The following is a 15,438-nucleotide window of genomic DNA, read 5'->3' on the forward strand; positions in this document are numbered from 1 at the left end:
TTTTTGGTAAGAAAAATGCGCCTTGGAACTTTCCACAAGAAGAAAAAGCATTTAATCAATAAAGTAAAAATCAATTTTCTCTCTTTGTTCCTTAAAAACAGAAGAGGAGCTGATATTGATGGCAATAGCATAAAAAGCTGCTTGTTAATTCATGATAACAGTAAGATTGGCGACCTGATTGTTCTCAGCGCGCTTTACAGAATACTGGCTAAAAAAGGTATCACGTTATCGATACTCTCCTGCGGCACGGGGCACGCTTTTCTTAAAGCGCACCCACATATCAAGCAGCTGTTCATAAAAAAAACTAACAGCCTGACGGAAACGCTTAAACTACGCCGCCAGTTACGAGAGCGGCAGTTCGATGTTGTTCTCGATCCCTTTGAAACGTTTCCCTGCTTTGGTCATGCGCTGCTGCTCTCGGGTTTTCGGGATTCGTACGTGCTGGGATTTGATAAATGGTACAAGCGCTACTATTCGCGCTACAACCCCCATGACGAGCAGTTAAACGAGCATATGTCTTCGCGCACAAACGTCATTGTGCGGCATCTTTTCGGCCGCGATGCAGACGATGATTATCGCTACGATATCGCTATTCCGGCAGATGTCGAAGAGGCGGTAAGCGCGTTGGTAGGATCGTCTGACGTTGTTGTTATCAATCCACTGGGTGCCAAGAAGATTTGCCGTCTTTCCTCTGAGCAGATGATGCTTATCCACAGTTGGTTTGCACAGCACCATCCTGGTCTGAGAATTATCTATACTGGTCATCCGGATGACTTATCGTCCATCCCTGTAAGTAATATTGAAACGCTGCCCTATCCTGATTTTATCTATACCGTAGCCTTAACGAAGCTCAGCAAATACGTTGTTTCCGTCGATACCGCGCTGGTGCATATCGCTTCTGCTTTTAACCGGCCAATGCTGGCGCTCTACCCTCAGGCACGCACCGTTGAGTATCCGTCGCCGCTGATTTGGGCGCCGAATAGCCCTTCCGCGCAGCAAATTATTTCGCCGACACCTTTCGTTAGTGATATTGATGAACGCTTGTTAGTTCACGGGCTGGAAATGTTGTTGGCCGCTGAAATGGATAGCAAGCAATAAAAATGGCCACATTAAGTGGCCATTTTTACGAGATTTTAATGTTTGCTGCGCTGTTTATTGAAAAGCAATAAAAGTGTCAGCCCACAGACAATAATAATAGGTATACTTCTCGCCCATAGAATGACATCGCTTAGACCCGTGCCTATTATCGCCAGTGAAAAGGCAAATAATCCCAACGATCGATAATAGTAAACGGAAAACATCAATGCGGCGTAAAAAGCGATAATCGACAATATACCGACTATCCCTTTCAATGAGGCACTTTCAATGATTTCATTGTGTAAGTGAATATTTGTGAATAATCTTACAGGGCTCAACGTCTTATCCTGCTTGATAAGTTCACTTACCTCATACGAACGCTCATCTGCAGACCTCCAGCTTAATGGAGCATCTTTAAATATCATCAAACCGGCCTCGTACATTGCAAAGCGCGCCCCGAGCGAGGTATTACCCTTCCCTTGTTGATATAAATTGATGTCATTTACAGCGGCATCATATCGTTTAGCAATGGACTGGCTGAAGACAAGACCAAGAACAATCAACAGCGCCATAAACCCACATACGCCAAGGAAAAGCTTTTTAGGGTTCTTCAGGTAATAGGTAACGATAGTGATGCAGCAGATAACAGGGAAAATCAAAATGGATGAGCGGGTCTGTGTCATCACCAGAGCAGCAAAAACCATCACCGTGTTCAACACAAATAAAAGCGGATGACTTTTAGGCGTATACAGAATTGCTACCGCGCTGATCAACCCGACCAGCATGATGGAGTAAGCCGCACCCGTCGACGTGCCAATACCAAAATCGATCCTGTCCAGGCCGATAGAGAATTTCTGAAACAGAGCATAGCCCAGGATAATAAACGAAACGGAATAGAGAAGATAAAGCAGCGCGCTGCTTTTGTACTTAATTTTTGTCGTTGCGGCCAGCAATACCATGAAGAAGCCGAAAATAAAGACCCGCACGGTATTGATGTAGTTATGGTACGTCGCCTGAAAGGGCGAGTTATTAACTTTAAAAAGCTTGTACCAGATAAGATCGATAATGCCAATAAACAGGATGGACGCGGGAAGGGCGAAACTTTTCCAGGTTAGATTCGATGATCTTCCTTTAATAATGAGTGTTAATAACGCGAGAATGCCGCAGATATTAAATAACTTCATGCTCAAATTATTATTTACCATCGCTACCAGAAGCGTAACGGCGCTAAAAATAAACGTACCATACTCCATAATAAAGGCGGCTTTTTCACTTCGCCCCTTCCAGGTTTGCGCATTCATAGAGACTGGCATTCACTTTCCTTTATGCTAAACAGGCTATTTCATTAAAAACGGTATCTGCGCTGAGATGGGCTAAGTCGCCATTACTCGCGCGGCATATATGTTGGTTTTTTCCATACCCGCCAATAAGCCCAGGATCGGTTGGGCCATATAACGTGATATTTGGTCGATCCAGCGCCGCCGTCAAATGACTAAGGCCCGTATCCACCGATACCACGAATTTCGCGCCAGCCAGTGTCTGCGCGACCTTCTCAAGACTCATCTTCGGCAGCACATCAACGTAATCAAACCCTTCCGCTAACCGCTTCGCACGCGCCTCTTCATGAGGGGCTCCCCATGGGAGCTTTATCTGCAAACCGCTTCCTTTAAGCAGGCCAATCAATGTGCGCCAGTGACTCTCCGGCCAATGTTTATCATCTCGCGTGGTGGCATGTAAAAAGACGGCATAGGAGGAAGCTGGCGCAGCGCTGGAGGTGAAATGCTGCGCAATGGCGTAGTCACCCTGCGCCTGCGGTTTGGCATAGCCCAGACTCTTCGCAAAGAGTTCGCGCGTCCGCTCAACGGCGTGTTGCTGTTTCGCAATGGCGTGACGGCGTTTATAGAACAGGCTTGCCAGCGGCTCGCGTGCGGAGTGCCAGTCCATCCCATGTTTCACACCATGCGCCAGCCGGGTGACCAGCGCGGCGCTCTTTACCAGACCCTGCGCGTCGATAATGGCGTCGTACTGCTTCTCCTTCACCGCGTTGCGAAAAGCCTGGCGCTCTGCCGTAACAGGCGCGGAAAACCACGCTTTGCGCCAGCGGCGGATGGCCACCGGGATAACCCGGTCGACCGCTGGGTGCCATGAAGGAATCTGGGCAAATCCCTCTTCCACTACCCAATCAAAACAGATCCCCGGAATGGCCTGCGCGGCATCGGTCAGCGCAGGCAGCGTGTGCAGCACATCGCCCATTGACGAGGTTTTCACAATCAAGACCCGCATCGCTTATCCTTCTGCTGCCAGCAACAAACCATTCAACTCATCCAGCACGCGCTGCGGCGTAATATCGATCAGGCTCTGGTGATACCCTTCAGCGGCATCGCCTTTGCGTACCTTGTGGTAGCCGGTGATTAAGCGGATCACGCGCGCTTTGTGGGAGAGCGGCGGCGTGAAATCGGGGCTGCTGGGGCCATAGAGCGCAACCAGCGGGCGATCGAGCGCGGCGGCAACGTGCATCAAACCTGAATCATTGCTCACCACCGCTTTACAGGCAGCAATCAGCACCACGGCCTGCTCCAGCTGCGTCTCTCCCGCCAGATTGCGGCACCACGCCTGTTGCTCAATGCTCAGCGCGGTCAGAATCTGATTACCCGCGTCGTGATCTTTTGCTGAACCGAACAGCAGCACCTGATAGCCTTCATCAATAAGCTGCTTCGCCAGCTCAGCGTAGTGATAGTGCGGCCAGCGCTTTGCCGGGCCAAACTCGGCGCCGGGGCAAAAACCGATCATCGGGCGTTCAGCCGCGAGGTCGAAGGTGGCGCAAACCTGTAGCTTCTCACTCTCATTGACCTGCAACTGCGGCCACAGCAGCGGCTGCGGCAGATCTTTCGCCGAGCCCATTACGCCTTTGTCATAGGCCAGCGCAACATAGCGCTCGACCATCAGCGGCCAGGCTTGTTTGTCCAGCACCCGCGCATCGTTAAGCACGCCATAGCGCATTTCACCGCGCCAGCCGGTACGGTGCGGAATGCCAGCAAAGAAGGGCACCAGCGCAGATTTAAAGGAGTTCGGCAGCACATAGGCGCGATCGTAACGTCGTTCGCGCAGGCTGTGCCCCAGCTTACGGCGCGCGCCAATCTCCAGCGCGCCGTGGCCGAGCGGCATCGGGATCGCCTCGTTAACTTCCGGCATGCGCGATAAAAGCGGACGGCACCACGCGGGTGCCATCACATCGATTATCGCCTGGGGAAAGCGCGCCTTCAGCGTGCGGTAGAGGCTCTGCGACATCATCATGTCGCCTACCCAGGAGGGTCCAATGACCAGAATTTTCATACTTACGCGTCGCGGTTCAGCCAGGCCATATATTCGCTCACGCCTTCAGCCACGGTTTTAAACGGCTTGTCGTAGCCCGCCGCACGCAGGTTGGTGAGATCGGCCTGCGTAAAAGCCTGGTAACGGCCTTTCAGCTTGTCCGGGAACGGGATGTACTCAATGCTGCCTTTTTTATGGAAGGCGAGCGTGGCATCCGCTACGGCCTGGAAGGACTCCGCGCGACCGGTGCCGAGGTTAAAGATGCCGGAGACACCGTTTTCCCAGAACCACAGATTGACCGCCGCCACATCGCCCACGTAGACGAAATCGCGTTTAAAGTTGTCGCTGCCTTCGAACAGTTTCGGGCTCTCGCCATTGTTCAGCTGTGTGTTGAGATGGAAAGCGACGCTCGCCATGCTGCCTTTGTGCCCTTCACGCGGGCCATAGACGTTGAAATAGCGGAAGCCGACAATCGGCGAGTTCGCTTCCGGCAGAATGCTGCGCACATACTCGTCGAACAGCATTTTCGAGTAACCGTAGACGTTAAGCGGCTTTTCATATTCGCGCGATTCAATAAAGTCAGAAGTGCGGCCGCCGTAAGTGGCTGCGGATGAGGCATACAGGAAGGGGATTTCGCGCTCCAGGCAGTAGTGCAGCAGCTCTTTGGAGTACTGATAGTTGTTCTCCATCATGTACTTGCCATCCCACTCGGTGGTGGAGGAGCACGCACCTTCATGGAACACCGCTTCAATCTCGCCGAACTCTTCGCCAGACATAATCTGGATCAGAAAATCCTCTTTATCCATATAGTCGGCGATATGCAAGTCGACCAGATTGACAAACTTAGTGCCGTCTTTCAGGTTGTCCACCACCAGGATATCGGTGATGCCTTTGTCATTCAGGGCTTTAACGATATTGCTGCCGATAAAACCCGCGCCGCCAGTGACGATGATCATAACTGTACCTTTGCAAAATGAAGCGTTGAGACAATCTCAGACACGAATAACTTTATCATACCATCACATTGCTGCCCCTTCAGCCATTCCCCGGGAAAGGGGAGGGCTATGCGTGATTTATGCTGCAAAACGGATAAGCAGTGAAGCGTCATCTCGTATCAACGTATAGCTTTGGGTAATATGTGCCGAAATTTGCCCAGTCTGGAGAATTGCGATGCGTGGGGATTTTTATCAACAGTTAACGAACGATCTGCAAACCGCACGTGCGGAAGGGTTGTTCAAAGAGGAACGCATTATCACGTCAGCGCAGCAGGCTGATATCACCGTGGCGAATGGTAGCCACGTCATCAACTTCTGCGCCAACAACTACCTTGGCCTTGCCAACCACCCGGAGCTGATCGCCGCCGCGAAAGCCGGTATGGATAGCCACGGTTTCGGCATGGCCTCGGTGCGCTTTATCTGCGGTACGCAGGATAGCCACAAAGCGCTGGAGAAGAAGCTGGCCGATTTCCTCGGCATGGAAGACTCTATCCTTTACTCCTCCTGCTTCGATGCGAACGGCGGGCTGTTTGAAACGCTGCTCGGCGCGGAAGATGCCATTATTTCTGATGCCCTCAACCACGCATCAATCATTGACGGCGTGCGTCTGTGTAAAGCGAAGCGTTACCGCTACGCGAACAATGACATGCAGGAACTGGAAGCTCGCCTGCAAGAAGCGCGCGAAGCGGGTGCCCGCCACGTGCTGATCGCCACCGATGGTGTCTTCTCAATGGATGGCGTGATCGCCAACCTGCAGGGCGTCTGCGACCTGGCGGATAAATATGATGCACTGGTGATGGTTGATGATTCCCACGCCGTCGGTTTTGTCGGTGCCAACGGCCGCGGAACCCACGAATACTGTGAGGTGATGGGCCGGGTCGACATCATTACCGGGACGCTTGGCAAAGCCCTCGGCGGCGCATCGGGCGGTTATACCGCTGCGCGTAAAGAGGTGGTGGAGTGGCTGCGTCAGCGTTCGCGCCCCTATCTCTTCTCCAACTCGCTGGCGCCTGCCATTGTCAGCGCCTCGATCAAAGTGCTGGAGATGCTGGAGTCCGGCGGTGAGTTGCGCGATCGCCTGTGGGCTAACGCCCGCCTGTTCCGCGAACAGATGAGCGCTGCGGGCTTTACGCTGGCGGGTGCCGATCACGCCATTATTCCGGTGATGCTTGGCGATGCCGTGGTGGCGCAAAACTTTGCCCGCGAGCTGCAAAAAGAGGGCATTTACGTCACGGGCTTCTTCTTCCCGGTGGTGCCGAAAGGCCAGGCGCGTATTCGTACACAGATGTCGGCGGCCCATACGCCAGAACAAATTGAACGCGCGGTAGCAGCCTTTACCCGCATTGGTAAACAACTGGGTGTGATCTGAGGACGTGAAATGAAAGCGTTATCCAAACTGAAAGCGGAAGAGGGCATCTGGATGACCGATGTGCCGGAACCGGAAGTTGGGCACAACGATCTACTGATTAAGATCCGCAAAACCGCGATTTGCGGCACCGACGTGCATATCTACAACTGGGATGAGTGGTCGCAAAAAACCATTCCGGTACCGATGGTGGTCGGTCATGAATACGTAGGTGAAGTGGTTGGCATCGGTCAGGAAGTGAAAGGCTTTAAGATCGGCGATCGCGTCTCCGGCGAAGGGCATATCACCTGCGGACACTGCCGTAACTGCCGCGCGGGCCGCACCCATTTATGCCGTAATACCGTCGGCGTAGGCGTCAATCGTCCCGGCTGTTTTGCGGAGTATCTGGTGATCCCGGCCTTCAACGCCTTCAAAATCCCGGACAATATCCCTGACGAGCTGGCGTCGATTTTCGACCCGTTCGGTAACGCAGTCCATACGGCACTCTCCTTCGATCTGGTGGGCGAAGATGTGCTGGTCTCCGGTGCAGGTCCTATCGGCATCATGGCGGCTGCGGTCGCTAAGCACGTTGGCGCGCGCCATGTGGTGATCACCGATGTGAACGAATACCGTCTTGAGCTGGCACGCAAAATGGGCGTTACGCGCGCGGTAAATGTCGCCAAAGAGAACCTCACCGAGGTGATGGCGGAACTGGGGATGACGGAAGGGTTCGACGTAGGTCTGGAGATGTCCGGCGCGCCTGCGGCGTTTCGCACCATGCTCGATACCATGAACCACGGCGGACGCATTGCCATGCTCGGTATTCCGCCTTCGGAGATGTCGATCGACTGGAACAAAGTCATCTTCAAGGGGCTGTTTATCAAAGGGATTTATGGCCGTGAGATGTTCGAAACCTGGTACAAAATGGCCGCGCTGATCCAGTCCGGTCTCGACCTCTCACCGATCATTACCCACCGCTTCGGAATTGATGAGTTCCAGCAGGGATTTGACGCGATGCGTTCAGGTCAGTCCGGTAAAGTAGTGCTGAGCTGGGATTAAAAGAGTAAGGGCCAGATAATGGCCCTTTTTTCTGCGACAAATCCCAAAACACATTATTAAATGTAAACTTTTGTCAGTGTCATAAATTCTTCGCAATTACGCAATACTCTTATTACGTCCTTTAACTCCCCCGACTATTCTGAATATTCTTAGTTCGCATCGGCGATGAAACTTAATCGCAACCGCTGTGTCTGAGAATTTACCTACTCAATCTGACCGACCTTAATTTTTTCTTAATTAAAACAATTTAAAAATAGTCACTGTAATGACAATGAATCAGGTAATTAATGATGAATAGCCCTGGTAAGCTTAGCGTTATTATCCCCCTCTACAATGCGGGCGATGACTTTGTACCTTGCATGGAATCCCTGTTAGCGCAAACCTGGACAGCGCTTGAAATCATCATTGTTAATGATGGTTCGACCGATAATTCTGCTGAAATAGCAGAGCGTTACGCAAAGAAGTACCCGCATATCCAGCTTATTCACCAGTGTAACGCCGGTGCCTCGGTGGCGCGTAATCGTGGCTTAACCTATGCCACAGGTGAATACATCGCTTTCGTTGATGCCGATGATATTGTCTATCCGCAAATGTATGAAACGCTGATGAAAATGGCGCTGGAAGACGATCTGGATGTCGCGCAGTGTAACTCGGACTGGTGCGATCGGCAGAACGGCAGCACCTGGCAATCCATTCCGCTGGATCGTATTCGTTCTACCGGCGTACTCAGCGGGCCTGACTGGTTAAGAGTGGCGCTGGCAAGCCGCCGCTGGACGCACGTGGTCTGGATGGGCGTTTATCGCCACGATGTAATTAAGCAAAATCGTATTGAATTTATTCCCGGGCTGCATCACCAGGATATTATCTGGAGCACCGAATTTATGTATAACGCCCAACGCGTGCGTTATACCGAACAATCGTTATATAAATATTTTCTCCATGGCTGTTCGGTCAGCCGTTTGAAGCGCCAGGGATTAAAAAACCTCGCCTATCAGCGTCATTACATGAAAATTACGCGCCTACTGGAGAAATTGAATCGCGATTACGCTGACCGCATTACGATATATCCCGAATTCCACCAACAAATTACGTATGAAGCACTTCGCGTATGCCACGCCGTGCGAAAAGAGCCGGATGAAATAATTCGCAAGCGCATGATTGCCGAAATATATGCATCAGGAATGTTTAAACGTATGGTCACTAATGTGCGCAGCCCTAAGCTCGCTTATCAGGCGCTGCTGTGGTCACTTCGTCTGTACAAATGGCGGGACAAGACGACGTCACACCACCGTCTTGCCCGTAAAGCGGTGAAAATCTACTAGCGCTGCTTACTTCCGGCCCCAGCCCTGCCACTGGTGCTGGAAGTACTGTACCAGCGTACTTTCGCTGATACTCTCTCCCACCACGCTAAAGAAGCGGCTGGCATTCACCGGCTCTGGCTTCTGCTTCGCTTTACACACTTTCGCAACGTGGAACGGATTACGTGGCGGCTGCGGCTGCGCGTCAGGTTTGGCGGGCGTTGAGTTGTCCACCTGCGGCTCATGAAGCAGGTCGCTCGGCCGCACCAGCGTAATGTCGGAGGGTAAGTTTGCCAGCGCCTGCTGCAACACACGTACGGTCGACGGATGCGGGTGTCCAATAGCAATAGCCGAGCCATTCCGTCGTGCCAGCGCGACGGCACGGTCGAACTGACGGCGAATATCACCCTCATTCTGCGTATCATCGAGGAACACTTTGCGCTTAATCACCTTCACCCCGGTGCCGGAGGCTGCGCGCATCGACTGGCTATTGCCGATAGTCATGCTGTCGAGGAAGTAAAGGTTATAGCGCTCCAGCGCCTGCATCACTTTCTGCATGCCAAACAGGCTGGAGGTCATGGCGCTGCCCATATGGTTATTCAACCCGACGGCATAGGGCACCTTATTCACGGCGTCACTGATGATGCGTTCAATCTCTGCGCTGCCCATCTCCGGGCGCAGGGTATCTTTTTCCAGCGGCTGTTTACTGAGCGGTGCCATCGGCAGATGGATCAGCACTTCGTGACCGCTGTTGTGCGCTTTGGTCGCCATGTCGCGGGCATGTGTCGCGTTTGGCAGCACCGCGACGGAGACCGCCTGCGGCATCGCCAGCACCTGGTTTTCTGTCTGGGGACGGTAGCCAAAATCGTCGATAACGATGGCCAGTTTGCCGGCAAACACCGGCGAGGAGAGCGCCAGCACGCTGGCAAGAGTAATCACGATGCGGCGAAGTTGAAGCAAACCTATCTTCCCAACCACGGCTGTGGGTTGACCGCCTGGCCCTGACGGCGAATTTCAAAATAGAGTGAAGGCCGGCCCTGACCACCACTGCTCCCGACGAGAGCTATCGGCTGGCCTGCGCGCACCTGCGCGCCAACGCTAACGAGGGCGCTTTGGTTATAACCATAAAGGCTCATATCGCCTTTGCCGTGCTCAACGACAACCACCAGGCCATAGCCCTGCAGCCAGTCGGCGAGGATCACGCGTCCGTCGGCGATGGCTTTAACTTCGCTGCCTTCAGACGCACCGATAACAATCCCTTTCCACCGTAGCTCACCCTGCAACTGTTCGCCATAACGGTGGAGCAACGGGCCGCGAACCGGCCAGATCGCGCGGCCTGCCGGCGAGCCTAAGCCGCCGGTGCGGGACATCAGTGAGCGTTCGCTCTCGGTTGGCTTATAGGTGGTGCCTTTGCGGCTGGCCTCGCTCTGCCGCTCACGTACCGCCTGTGCTTCACGGGCTTCGCGCTCGGCGCGGGCTTTTGCTGCCGCTTCCGCGCGGGCAAGGCGATCGCGCAGACGTGATTCGTTAGCGCGCATCTCGCTAAGCTGCTGCTGACCTTCCTGAATTGAGGATTCAAGTCCGGCAAGGGTCTTTTTACGCTCGTTTCGTGCCTGCTCCAGCTTCGCCTGCTGCGCTTTCTGCTCATAGAGCAGGGTCTGCTGCTGGCTCTGCTTCTCTTCCAGCTCGGCTTTCTGCGAGGTGACCTCTTCACGCGTCTGCTTGAGCTGTGCGATGGTCTCCTGGCGCGCCTGGTTGAGATAACCGAAGTAAGCCTGCAAACGCTGACCGCGCTGGCTCTCTTCACCGCTCAACAGAAGCTGGATACCGCTGTGCTCGCCCTGGCGAAACGCGGCATCGAGCTGCGCGGCAAGATTGCGCTCCTGCGACGCGCGCTGACGCTCCAGTTTGGCGATGGAGGCGTTCATCTCATCAATCTGTTTATTGAGTTCTGCCAGCGTGTTTTCGGTTTCGTGCAGCTGGCGGGCGGCAGCGGAGATGGCCTCCTCCTGCGCTTTCAACTGCGCGAGCAGGCCTGCGCGCTGCTGCTGCTGTTGGCGAACCGCGCGCTCTTTGGCGGCGATATCGGCCTGGATGGATTTGAGCTGATCGCGGTCATCCGCGTGGGCGGGAACGGCGCACAGCAAAGCGCCAGCGCTGAGTGCGCTGGCGCAGAGCAGAGGTCGGAGCCCGACCCATGTAATTGAAAAAATCGCCTTTCCCCTCATGGGGAGCGATTATTCCACGATGAACAGCGGCTTACCAGTCATCTCTTGCGGGATTTCCTCGCCCATCAGCGACAGCATGGTCGGCGCGATGTCGGAAAGTTTGCCACCGGAGAGCGCTTTCACCGTTTTCTCACCCACATAAATCAGCGGAACCGGCAGATTGGTGTGCGCCGTATGTGCCTGGCCAGTTGAGGGATCGCGCATCTGCTCGGCGTTGCCGTGGTCGGCGGTAATCAGCAACTGGCCGCCAACGGACTCAACGGCGCGGGTGACCTGCGCAATGCAGTTATCCAGCGCTTCCACGGCAGCGACAGCCGCATCAAACACGCCGGTATGGCCAACCATATCGCCATTCGGGTAGTTACAGATGATGGTGTCGTATTTGCCGCTGGTAATGGCGGCGACCAGTTTTTCCGTCAGCTCGGCGGAGCTCATCTCCGGTTGCAGATCGTAGGTTGCGACTTTGGGTGAGTTGATCAGAATGCGATCTTCGCCCGGGAACGGCTCTTCAACGCCACCGTTAAAGAAGAAGGTGACATGGGCATACTTCTCCGTTTCGGAGATACGCAACTGGGTGCGGTTTTTCTTCGCCATCCACTCACCAAGGGTGTTGGCAAGGGAGGTCGGCGGATAGGCCACGGCAGTTTTGATGTCGGCGGCGTATTCGGTCAGCATCACGAAATCGAGCTTCACGACTTTCTTACGCGGGAAGCCGTCAAAATCGGCGTTAACAAAAGCACGGGTGATTTCGCGGGCGCGGTCGGCACGGAAGTTCATGAAAATCAGCGCGTCGCCATCTTCCATCGCCGCATCGGGCTGGCCGGCGGCGCGAATAACCGTCGCTTTCACAAACTCGTCGTTTTCGTCGCGGGCGTAAGCGGCTTGCAGCCCGGCAACGGCGCTGTCGAAGGTGAACGCGCCTTTGGCCTGTGTCATCAGGTCGTAAGCCTGTTCGACGCGATCCCAGCGGTTGTCACGATCCATGGCGAAGTAACGACCAATAATGGACGCCACGCGGCCTTTACCAAGGGCGGCGAACTTCTCTTCAAATTTTTTCAGCGAAGATTCCGCGCTGCGCGGCGGCGTATCGCGGCCATCGAGGAAGGCGTGCAGGTAGATTTTTTCTGCGCCACGTTCAGCGGCCAGTTCGACCATCGCCATAATGTGATCTTCATGGCTGTGCACGCCGCCTGCGGAGAGCAGGCCCATAATGTGCACCGCTTTGCCGGCGCTAACTGCCTTATCCACCGCGCCGCGCAGCACCGGGTTAGTGAAGAAGGTGCGCTCTTTAATTTCAACGTCCAGGCGGGTTAAGTCCTGGTAGACGATTCGCCCGGCACCGAGGTTGACGTGCCCGACCTCGGAGTTGCCCATCTGGCGATCCGGCAGACCCACTTCCAGCCCGGAGGCGTCGATCAGGGTGTGCGGACGCCTGGCCCACAGGCTATCCATCACCGGGGTTTTAGCGTTCAAAATGGCGTTATCTTGCTGATCTTCGCGATAGCCGTAGCCATCGAGAATCACCAGTACCATAGGTTTTTTTGAAACCGACATTGCGACAACCTCATGCTCTGAAGATAAAAATTTGCGTAATTTTACTACAGCTGAATCGATCAAATAGCCGCAGAAGATCAAAGAAAGGGGTCACCTGAGGGGGTGTTTTACATCGCTTTGTTTATTTTTTTCGTAACACGCCGCAGAAAATGCAATCCATCGCGCTCGCTGGCTGTATTTGCCCATCTGCGCAGGTATACTCCTTGCTGGTTTTTAATCACTTAGTCGGGAGCTGTTACCCCAGATGCAAGAAATTATGCAATTTATTGGACGCAACCCGATACTCTGTATCGGCTGGCTTGCGTTGTTCGCCGCGGTGTTATACACGACCTTCAAAGGCGTCGCGTCGAAAGTGAAAGTGATTTCCCGTGGCGAAGCCACGCGCCTCATCAACAAAGAAGATGCGGTGGTTGTGGACTTACGTCAGCGCGATGATTTCCGTAAAGGTCATATCGCCGGCGCGGTGAATTTGCTGCCAGGCGAGATCAAAGCCAATAATGTAGGTGAGCTTGAAAAACGTAAAAGCACGCCGATTATTGTTGTAGACGGTACCGGCCTGCAGGCGCAGACCCCGGCAAACGAGCTGGTAAAAGCCGGTTTCGAGAAAGTCTTTGTGCTCAAAGATGGCGTCTCCGGCTGGGTCGGCGAAAATCTGCCGTTAGTACGCGGTAAATAAGTTATCCGGTGGGCTTCGGCTCACGGGGTAAAACCAGGAGAAGAGATATGGCCAATATTGAGATCTACACCAAAGCAACCTGCCCGTTTTGCCACCGCGCAAAAGCGCTGCTGAGCAGCAAAGGCGTTGATTTTGCCGAGCTGCCGATCGATGGCGACATGGTAAAACGTGAAGAGATGATTCAACGTAGTGGCCGTACCACGGTTCCGCAGATCTTTATTGATGCACAGCATATCGGCGGCTGCGACGATTTATTTGCGCTGGATGCGCGTGGCGGATTGGATCCGCTGTTAGGTTAATGCTTTCTAAGCACTACAACACTTAAGGGTTACTTATTCATGTCTGAGCTAAACAACACCGAAATGACTTTCCAGATTCAGCGTATCTACACGAAAGATATCTCTTTCGAAGCGCCGAATGCGCCGCACATCTTTCAGAAAGAGTGGCAGCCGGAAGTCAAACTGGACCTCGACACCGCGTCAACGCAGCTGGCGGACGGCGTGTATGAAGTGGTTCTGCGCGTAACCGTAACTGCCTCACTGGGCGAAGAGACCGGCTTCCTGTGCGAAGTACAGCAGGGCGGCATCTTCTCTATCGACGGTATCGAAGGCACCCAGATGGCGCACTGCCTGGGCGCATACTGCCCGAACATCCTGTTCCCGTATGCCCGTGAATGCATCACCAGCCTGGTTTCCCGCGGTACATTCCCGCAACTGAACCTTGCACCGGTCAACTTTGATGCGCTGTTCATGAACTACCTGCAACAGCAGACTGGCGAAGGTGCCGAACAACATCAGGATGCCTGATGAACGCACTTAATGCTGCAATGACTGTGATCGGTGCCGGCTCTTACGGCACCGCTCTTGCCATCACGCTGGCAAGAAATGGCCACCAAGTTGTGCTGTGGGGCCATGACCCGAAACATATCGCGACGCTGCAACGCGACCGTTGCAACGTGGCGTTCCTGCCCGATGTACCTTTCCCCGACACCCTTGAGCTTGAGAGCGACCTTGCCCGCGCGCTGGCCGCCAGCCGCGACATTCTGGTCGTTGTGCCAAGCCACGTCTTTGGCGAGGTGCTGGCGCAGATCAAACCGCTAATGCGCAGCGATGCGCGCATTGTCTGGGCGACAAAAGGGCTGGAGGCAGAAACCGGGCGTCTGTTACAGGACGTGGCGCGTGAAGTCTTAGGCTCCTCTATTCCGCTGGCGGTGATCTCCGGCCCGACGTTCGCCAAAGAGCTGGCGGCGGGAATGCCGACGGCAATCTCTTTAGCCTCCACCGACCCGCAGTTTGCCGACGATCTTCAGCAACTGCTGCACTGCGGCAAGAGCCTTCGCGTCTACAGCAACCCGGACTTCATTGGCGTGCAGCTTGGCGGCGCGGTGAAGAACGTGATTGCGATTGGCGCAGGCATGTCTGATGGCATCGGCTTTGGCGCGAATGCGCGCACGGCGCTCATCACGCGCGGTCTGACTGAGATGTCGCGGCTTGGCGCGGCGCTGGGTGCCGATCCTGCTACCTTTATGGGCATGGCGGGGCTGGGCGATCTGGTGCTGACCTGTACCGACAATCAGTCGCGTAACCGCCGTTTTGGCATGATGCTCGGTCAGGGCATGGATGTCGAAGGCGCGCAGGAGAAGATAGGCCAGGTGGTTGAGGGCTATCGCAATACCAAAGAAGTGCGCGCGCTGGCGCACCGGTTCGGCGTCGAAATGCCAATAACCGAGGAAATTTATCAGGTATTGTATTGCGGAAAAAATGCGCGCGAGGCAGCATTAACGCTGTTGGGCCGCGCCCGCAAGGATGAGCAATAAGCGGCTAATCGCAGGGATTCTCATCACTATCACGTCAAGGCTGGCTGAGTCCGGCCTTGCTTTTATTTCGTCTGGAGT

The 15,438-nt window shown here is 54.3% G+C and carries 15 protein-coding genes; 8 read left to right on the plus strand and 7 right to left on the minus strand.

Going from position 1 to position 15,438, the window contains the following annotated elements; genetic code table 11:
* The first annotated feature begins 15 nt into the window (after positions 1-15).
* A complete protein-coding gene (locus BWI95_RS08455) occupies positions 16-1,098 on the plus strand; it encodes a glycosyltransferase family 9 protein (protein ID WP_076769322.1) in 1,083 nt (360 codons plus the stop codon).
* A gap of 35 nt (positions 1,099-1,133) precedes the next feature.
* Here the strand turns inward: BWI95_RS08455 and BWI95_RS08460 are convergent, their stop codons facing one another.
* Genes BWI95_RS08460 through rfaD form a run of 4 tightly spaced genes read right to left on the minus strand, consistent with a single transcriptional unit; the run spans position 1,134 to position 5,345 of the window.
* Positions 1,134-2,390: an O-antigen ligase family protein gene (locus BWI95_RS08460; RefSeq protein ID WP_054802707.1), complete on the minus strand. Its 1,257-nt coding sequence runs from the start codon at positions 2,388-2,390 to the stop codon at positions 1,134-1,136.
* Between the two features lie 10 nt (positions 2,391-2,400).
* Positions 2,401-3,360: a lipopolysaccharide heptosyltransferase RfaC gene (gene rfaC / locus BWI95_RS08465; RefSeq protein ID WP_076769323.1), complete on the minus strand. Its 960-nt coding sequence runs from the start codon at positions 3,358-3,360 to the stop codon at positions 2,401-2,403.
* Between the two features lie 3 nt (positions 3,361-3,363).
* A complete protein-coding gene (rfaF, locus tag BWI95_RS08470; RefSeq protein WP_042718688.1) occupies positions 3,364-4,410 on the minus strand; it encodes an ADP-heptose--LPS heptosyltransferase RfaF in 1,047 nt (348 codons plus the stop codon).
* Positions 4,411-4,412: 2 nt separating this feature from the next.
* Positions 4,413-5,345: an ADP-glyceromanno-heptose 6-epimerase gene (gene rfaD, locus BWI95_RS08475; protein ID WP_076769324.1), complete on the minus strand. Its 933-nt coding sequence runs from the start codon at positions 5,343-5,345 to the stop codon at positions 4,413-4,415.
* A 214-nt stretch (positions 5,346-5,559) separates the two neighbouring features.
* Between rfaD and kbl the strand changes: the two genes are divergently transcribed.
* From kbl to BWI95_RS08490, 3 genes are all read left to right on the plus strand, one after another.
* A complete protein-coding gene (gene kbl, locus BWI95_RS08480; protein WP_042718685.1) occupies positions 5,560-6,753 on the plus strand; it encodes a glycine C-acetyltransferase in 1,194 nt (397 codons plus the stop codon).
* 9 nt (positions 6,754-6,762) lie between these two features.
* Positions 6,763-7,788 (plus strand): L-threonine 3-dehydrogenase, encoded by a 1,026-nt coding sequence (gene tdh, locus BWI95_RS08485; protein WP_042718684.1) that lies wholly within the window; start codon positions 6,763-6,765, stop codon positions 7,786-7,788.
* 287 nt (positions 7,789-8,075) lie between these two features.
* The gene (locus BWI95_RS08490) at positions 8,076-9,110 is read left to right on the plus strand and encodes a glycosyltransferase (RefSeq protein ID WP_076769325.1); all 1,035 of its coding nucleotides are present in this window, start codon (positions 8,076-8,078) and stop codon (positions 9,108-9,110) included.
* Positions 9,111-9,116: 6 nt separating this feature from the next.
* On the opposite strand, the gene BWI95_RS08495 is transcribed toward BWI95_RS08490, so the two are convergent.
* Genes BWI95_RS08495 through gpmM form a run of 3 tightly spaced genes read right to left on the minus strand, consistent with a single transcriptional unit; the run spans position 9,117 to position 12,868 of the window.
* Complete coding sequence (locus BWI95_RS08495) at positions 9,117-10,046, minus strand: divergent polysaccharide deacetylase family protein (protein WP_054802706.1); 930 nt, start codon at positions 10,044-10,046, stop codon at positions 9,117-9,119.
* A gap of 2 nt (positions 10,047-10,048) precedes the next feature.
* Positions 10,049-11,314, minus strand: a complete 1,266-nt coding sequence (envC, locus tag BWI95_RS08500) for a murein hydrolase activator EnvC (protein WP_054802705.1) — start codon at positions 11,312-11,314, stop codon at positions 10,049-10,051.
* Positions 11,315-11,323: 9 nt separating this feature from the next.
* Complete coding sequence (gpmM, locus tag BWI95_RS08505; RefSeq protein WP_076769326.1) at positions 11,324-12,868, minus strand: 2,3-bisphosphoglycerate-independent phosphoglycerate mutase; 1,545 nt, start codon at positions 12,866-12,868, stop codon at positions 11,324-11,326.
* A gap of 244 nt (positions 12,869-13,112) precedes the next feature.
* Between gpmM and BWI95_RS08510 the strand changes: the two genes are divergently transcribed.
* From BWI95_RS08510 to gpsA, 4 genes are read left to right on the plus strand one after another with little or no spacing between them, the layout of a single operon-like run.
* On the plus strand, positions 13,113-13,544 hold the full coding sequence (locus BWI95_RS08510) for a rhodanese-like domain-containing protein (RefSeq protein ID WP_042718673.1): 432 nt from the start codon (positions 13,113-13,115) through the stop codon (positions 13,542-13,544).
* A 47-nt stretch (positions 13,545-13,591) separates the two neighbouring features.
* Entirely contained in the window at positions 13,592-13,843 is a 252-nt protein-coding gene (gene grxC / locus BWI95_RS08515) for a glutaredoxin 3 (RefSeq protein ID WP_054802704.1), read from the plus strand.
* A 39-nt stretch (positions 13,844-13,882) separates the two neighbouring features.
* Positions 13,883-14,350, plus strand: coding sequence for a protein-export chaperone SecB (gene secB / locus BWI95_RS08520; RefSeq protein ID WP_042718670.1), 468 nt, complete (start codon positions 13,883-13,885; stop codon positions 14,348-14,350).
* Positions 14,350-15,360, plus strand: coding sequence for an NAD(P)H-dependent glycerol-3-phosphate dehydrogenase (gpsA, locus tag BWI95_RS08525; RefSeq protein ID WP_042718668.1), 1,011 nt, complete (start codon positions 14,350-14,352; stop codon positions 15,358-15,360). Before secB ends, gpsA begins: the two co-directional genes overlap by 1 nt.
* Positions 15,361-15,438 lie beyond the last annotated feature (78 nt).

The sequence above is a fragment of the Kosakonia cowanii JCM 10956 = DSM 18146 genome (genome assembly GCF_001975225.1).
In the GTDB taxonomy this organism is placed as follows: domain Bacteria; phylum Pseudomonadota; class Gammaproteobacteria; order Enterobacterales; family Enterobacteriaceae; genus Kosakonia; species Kosakonia cowanii.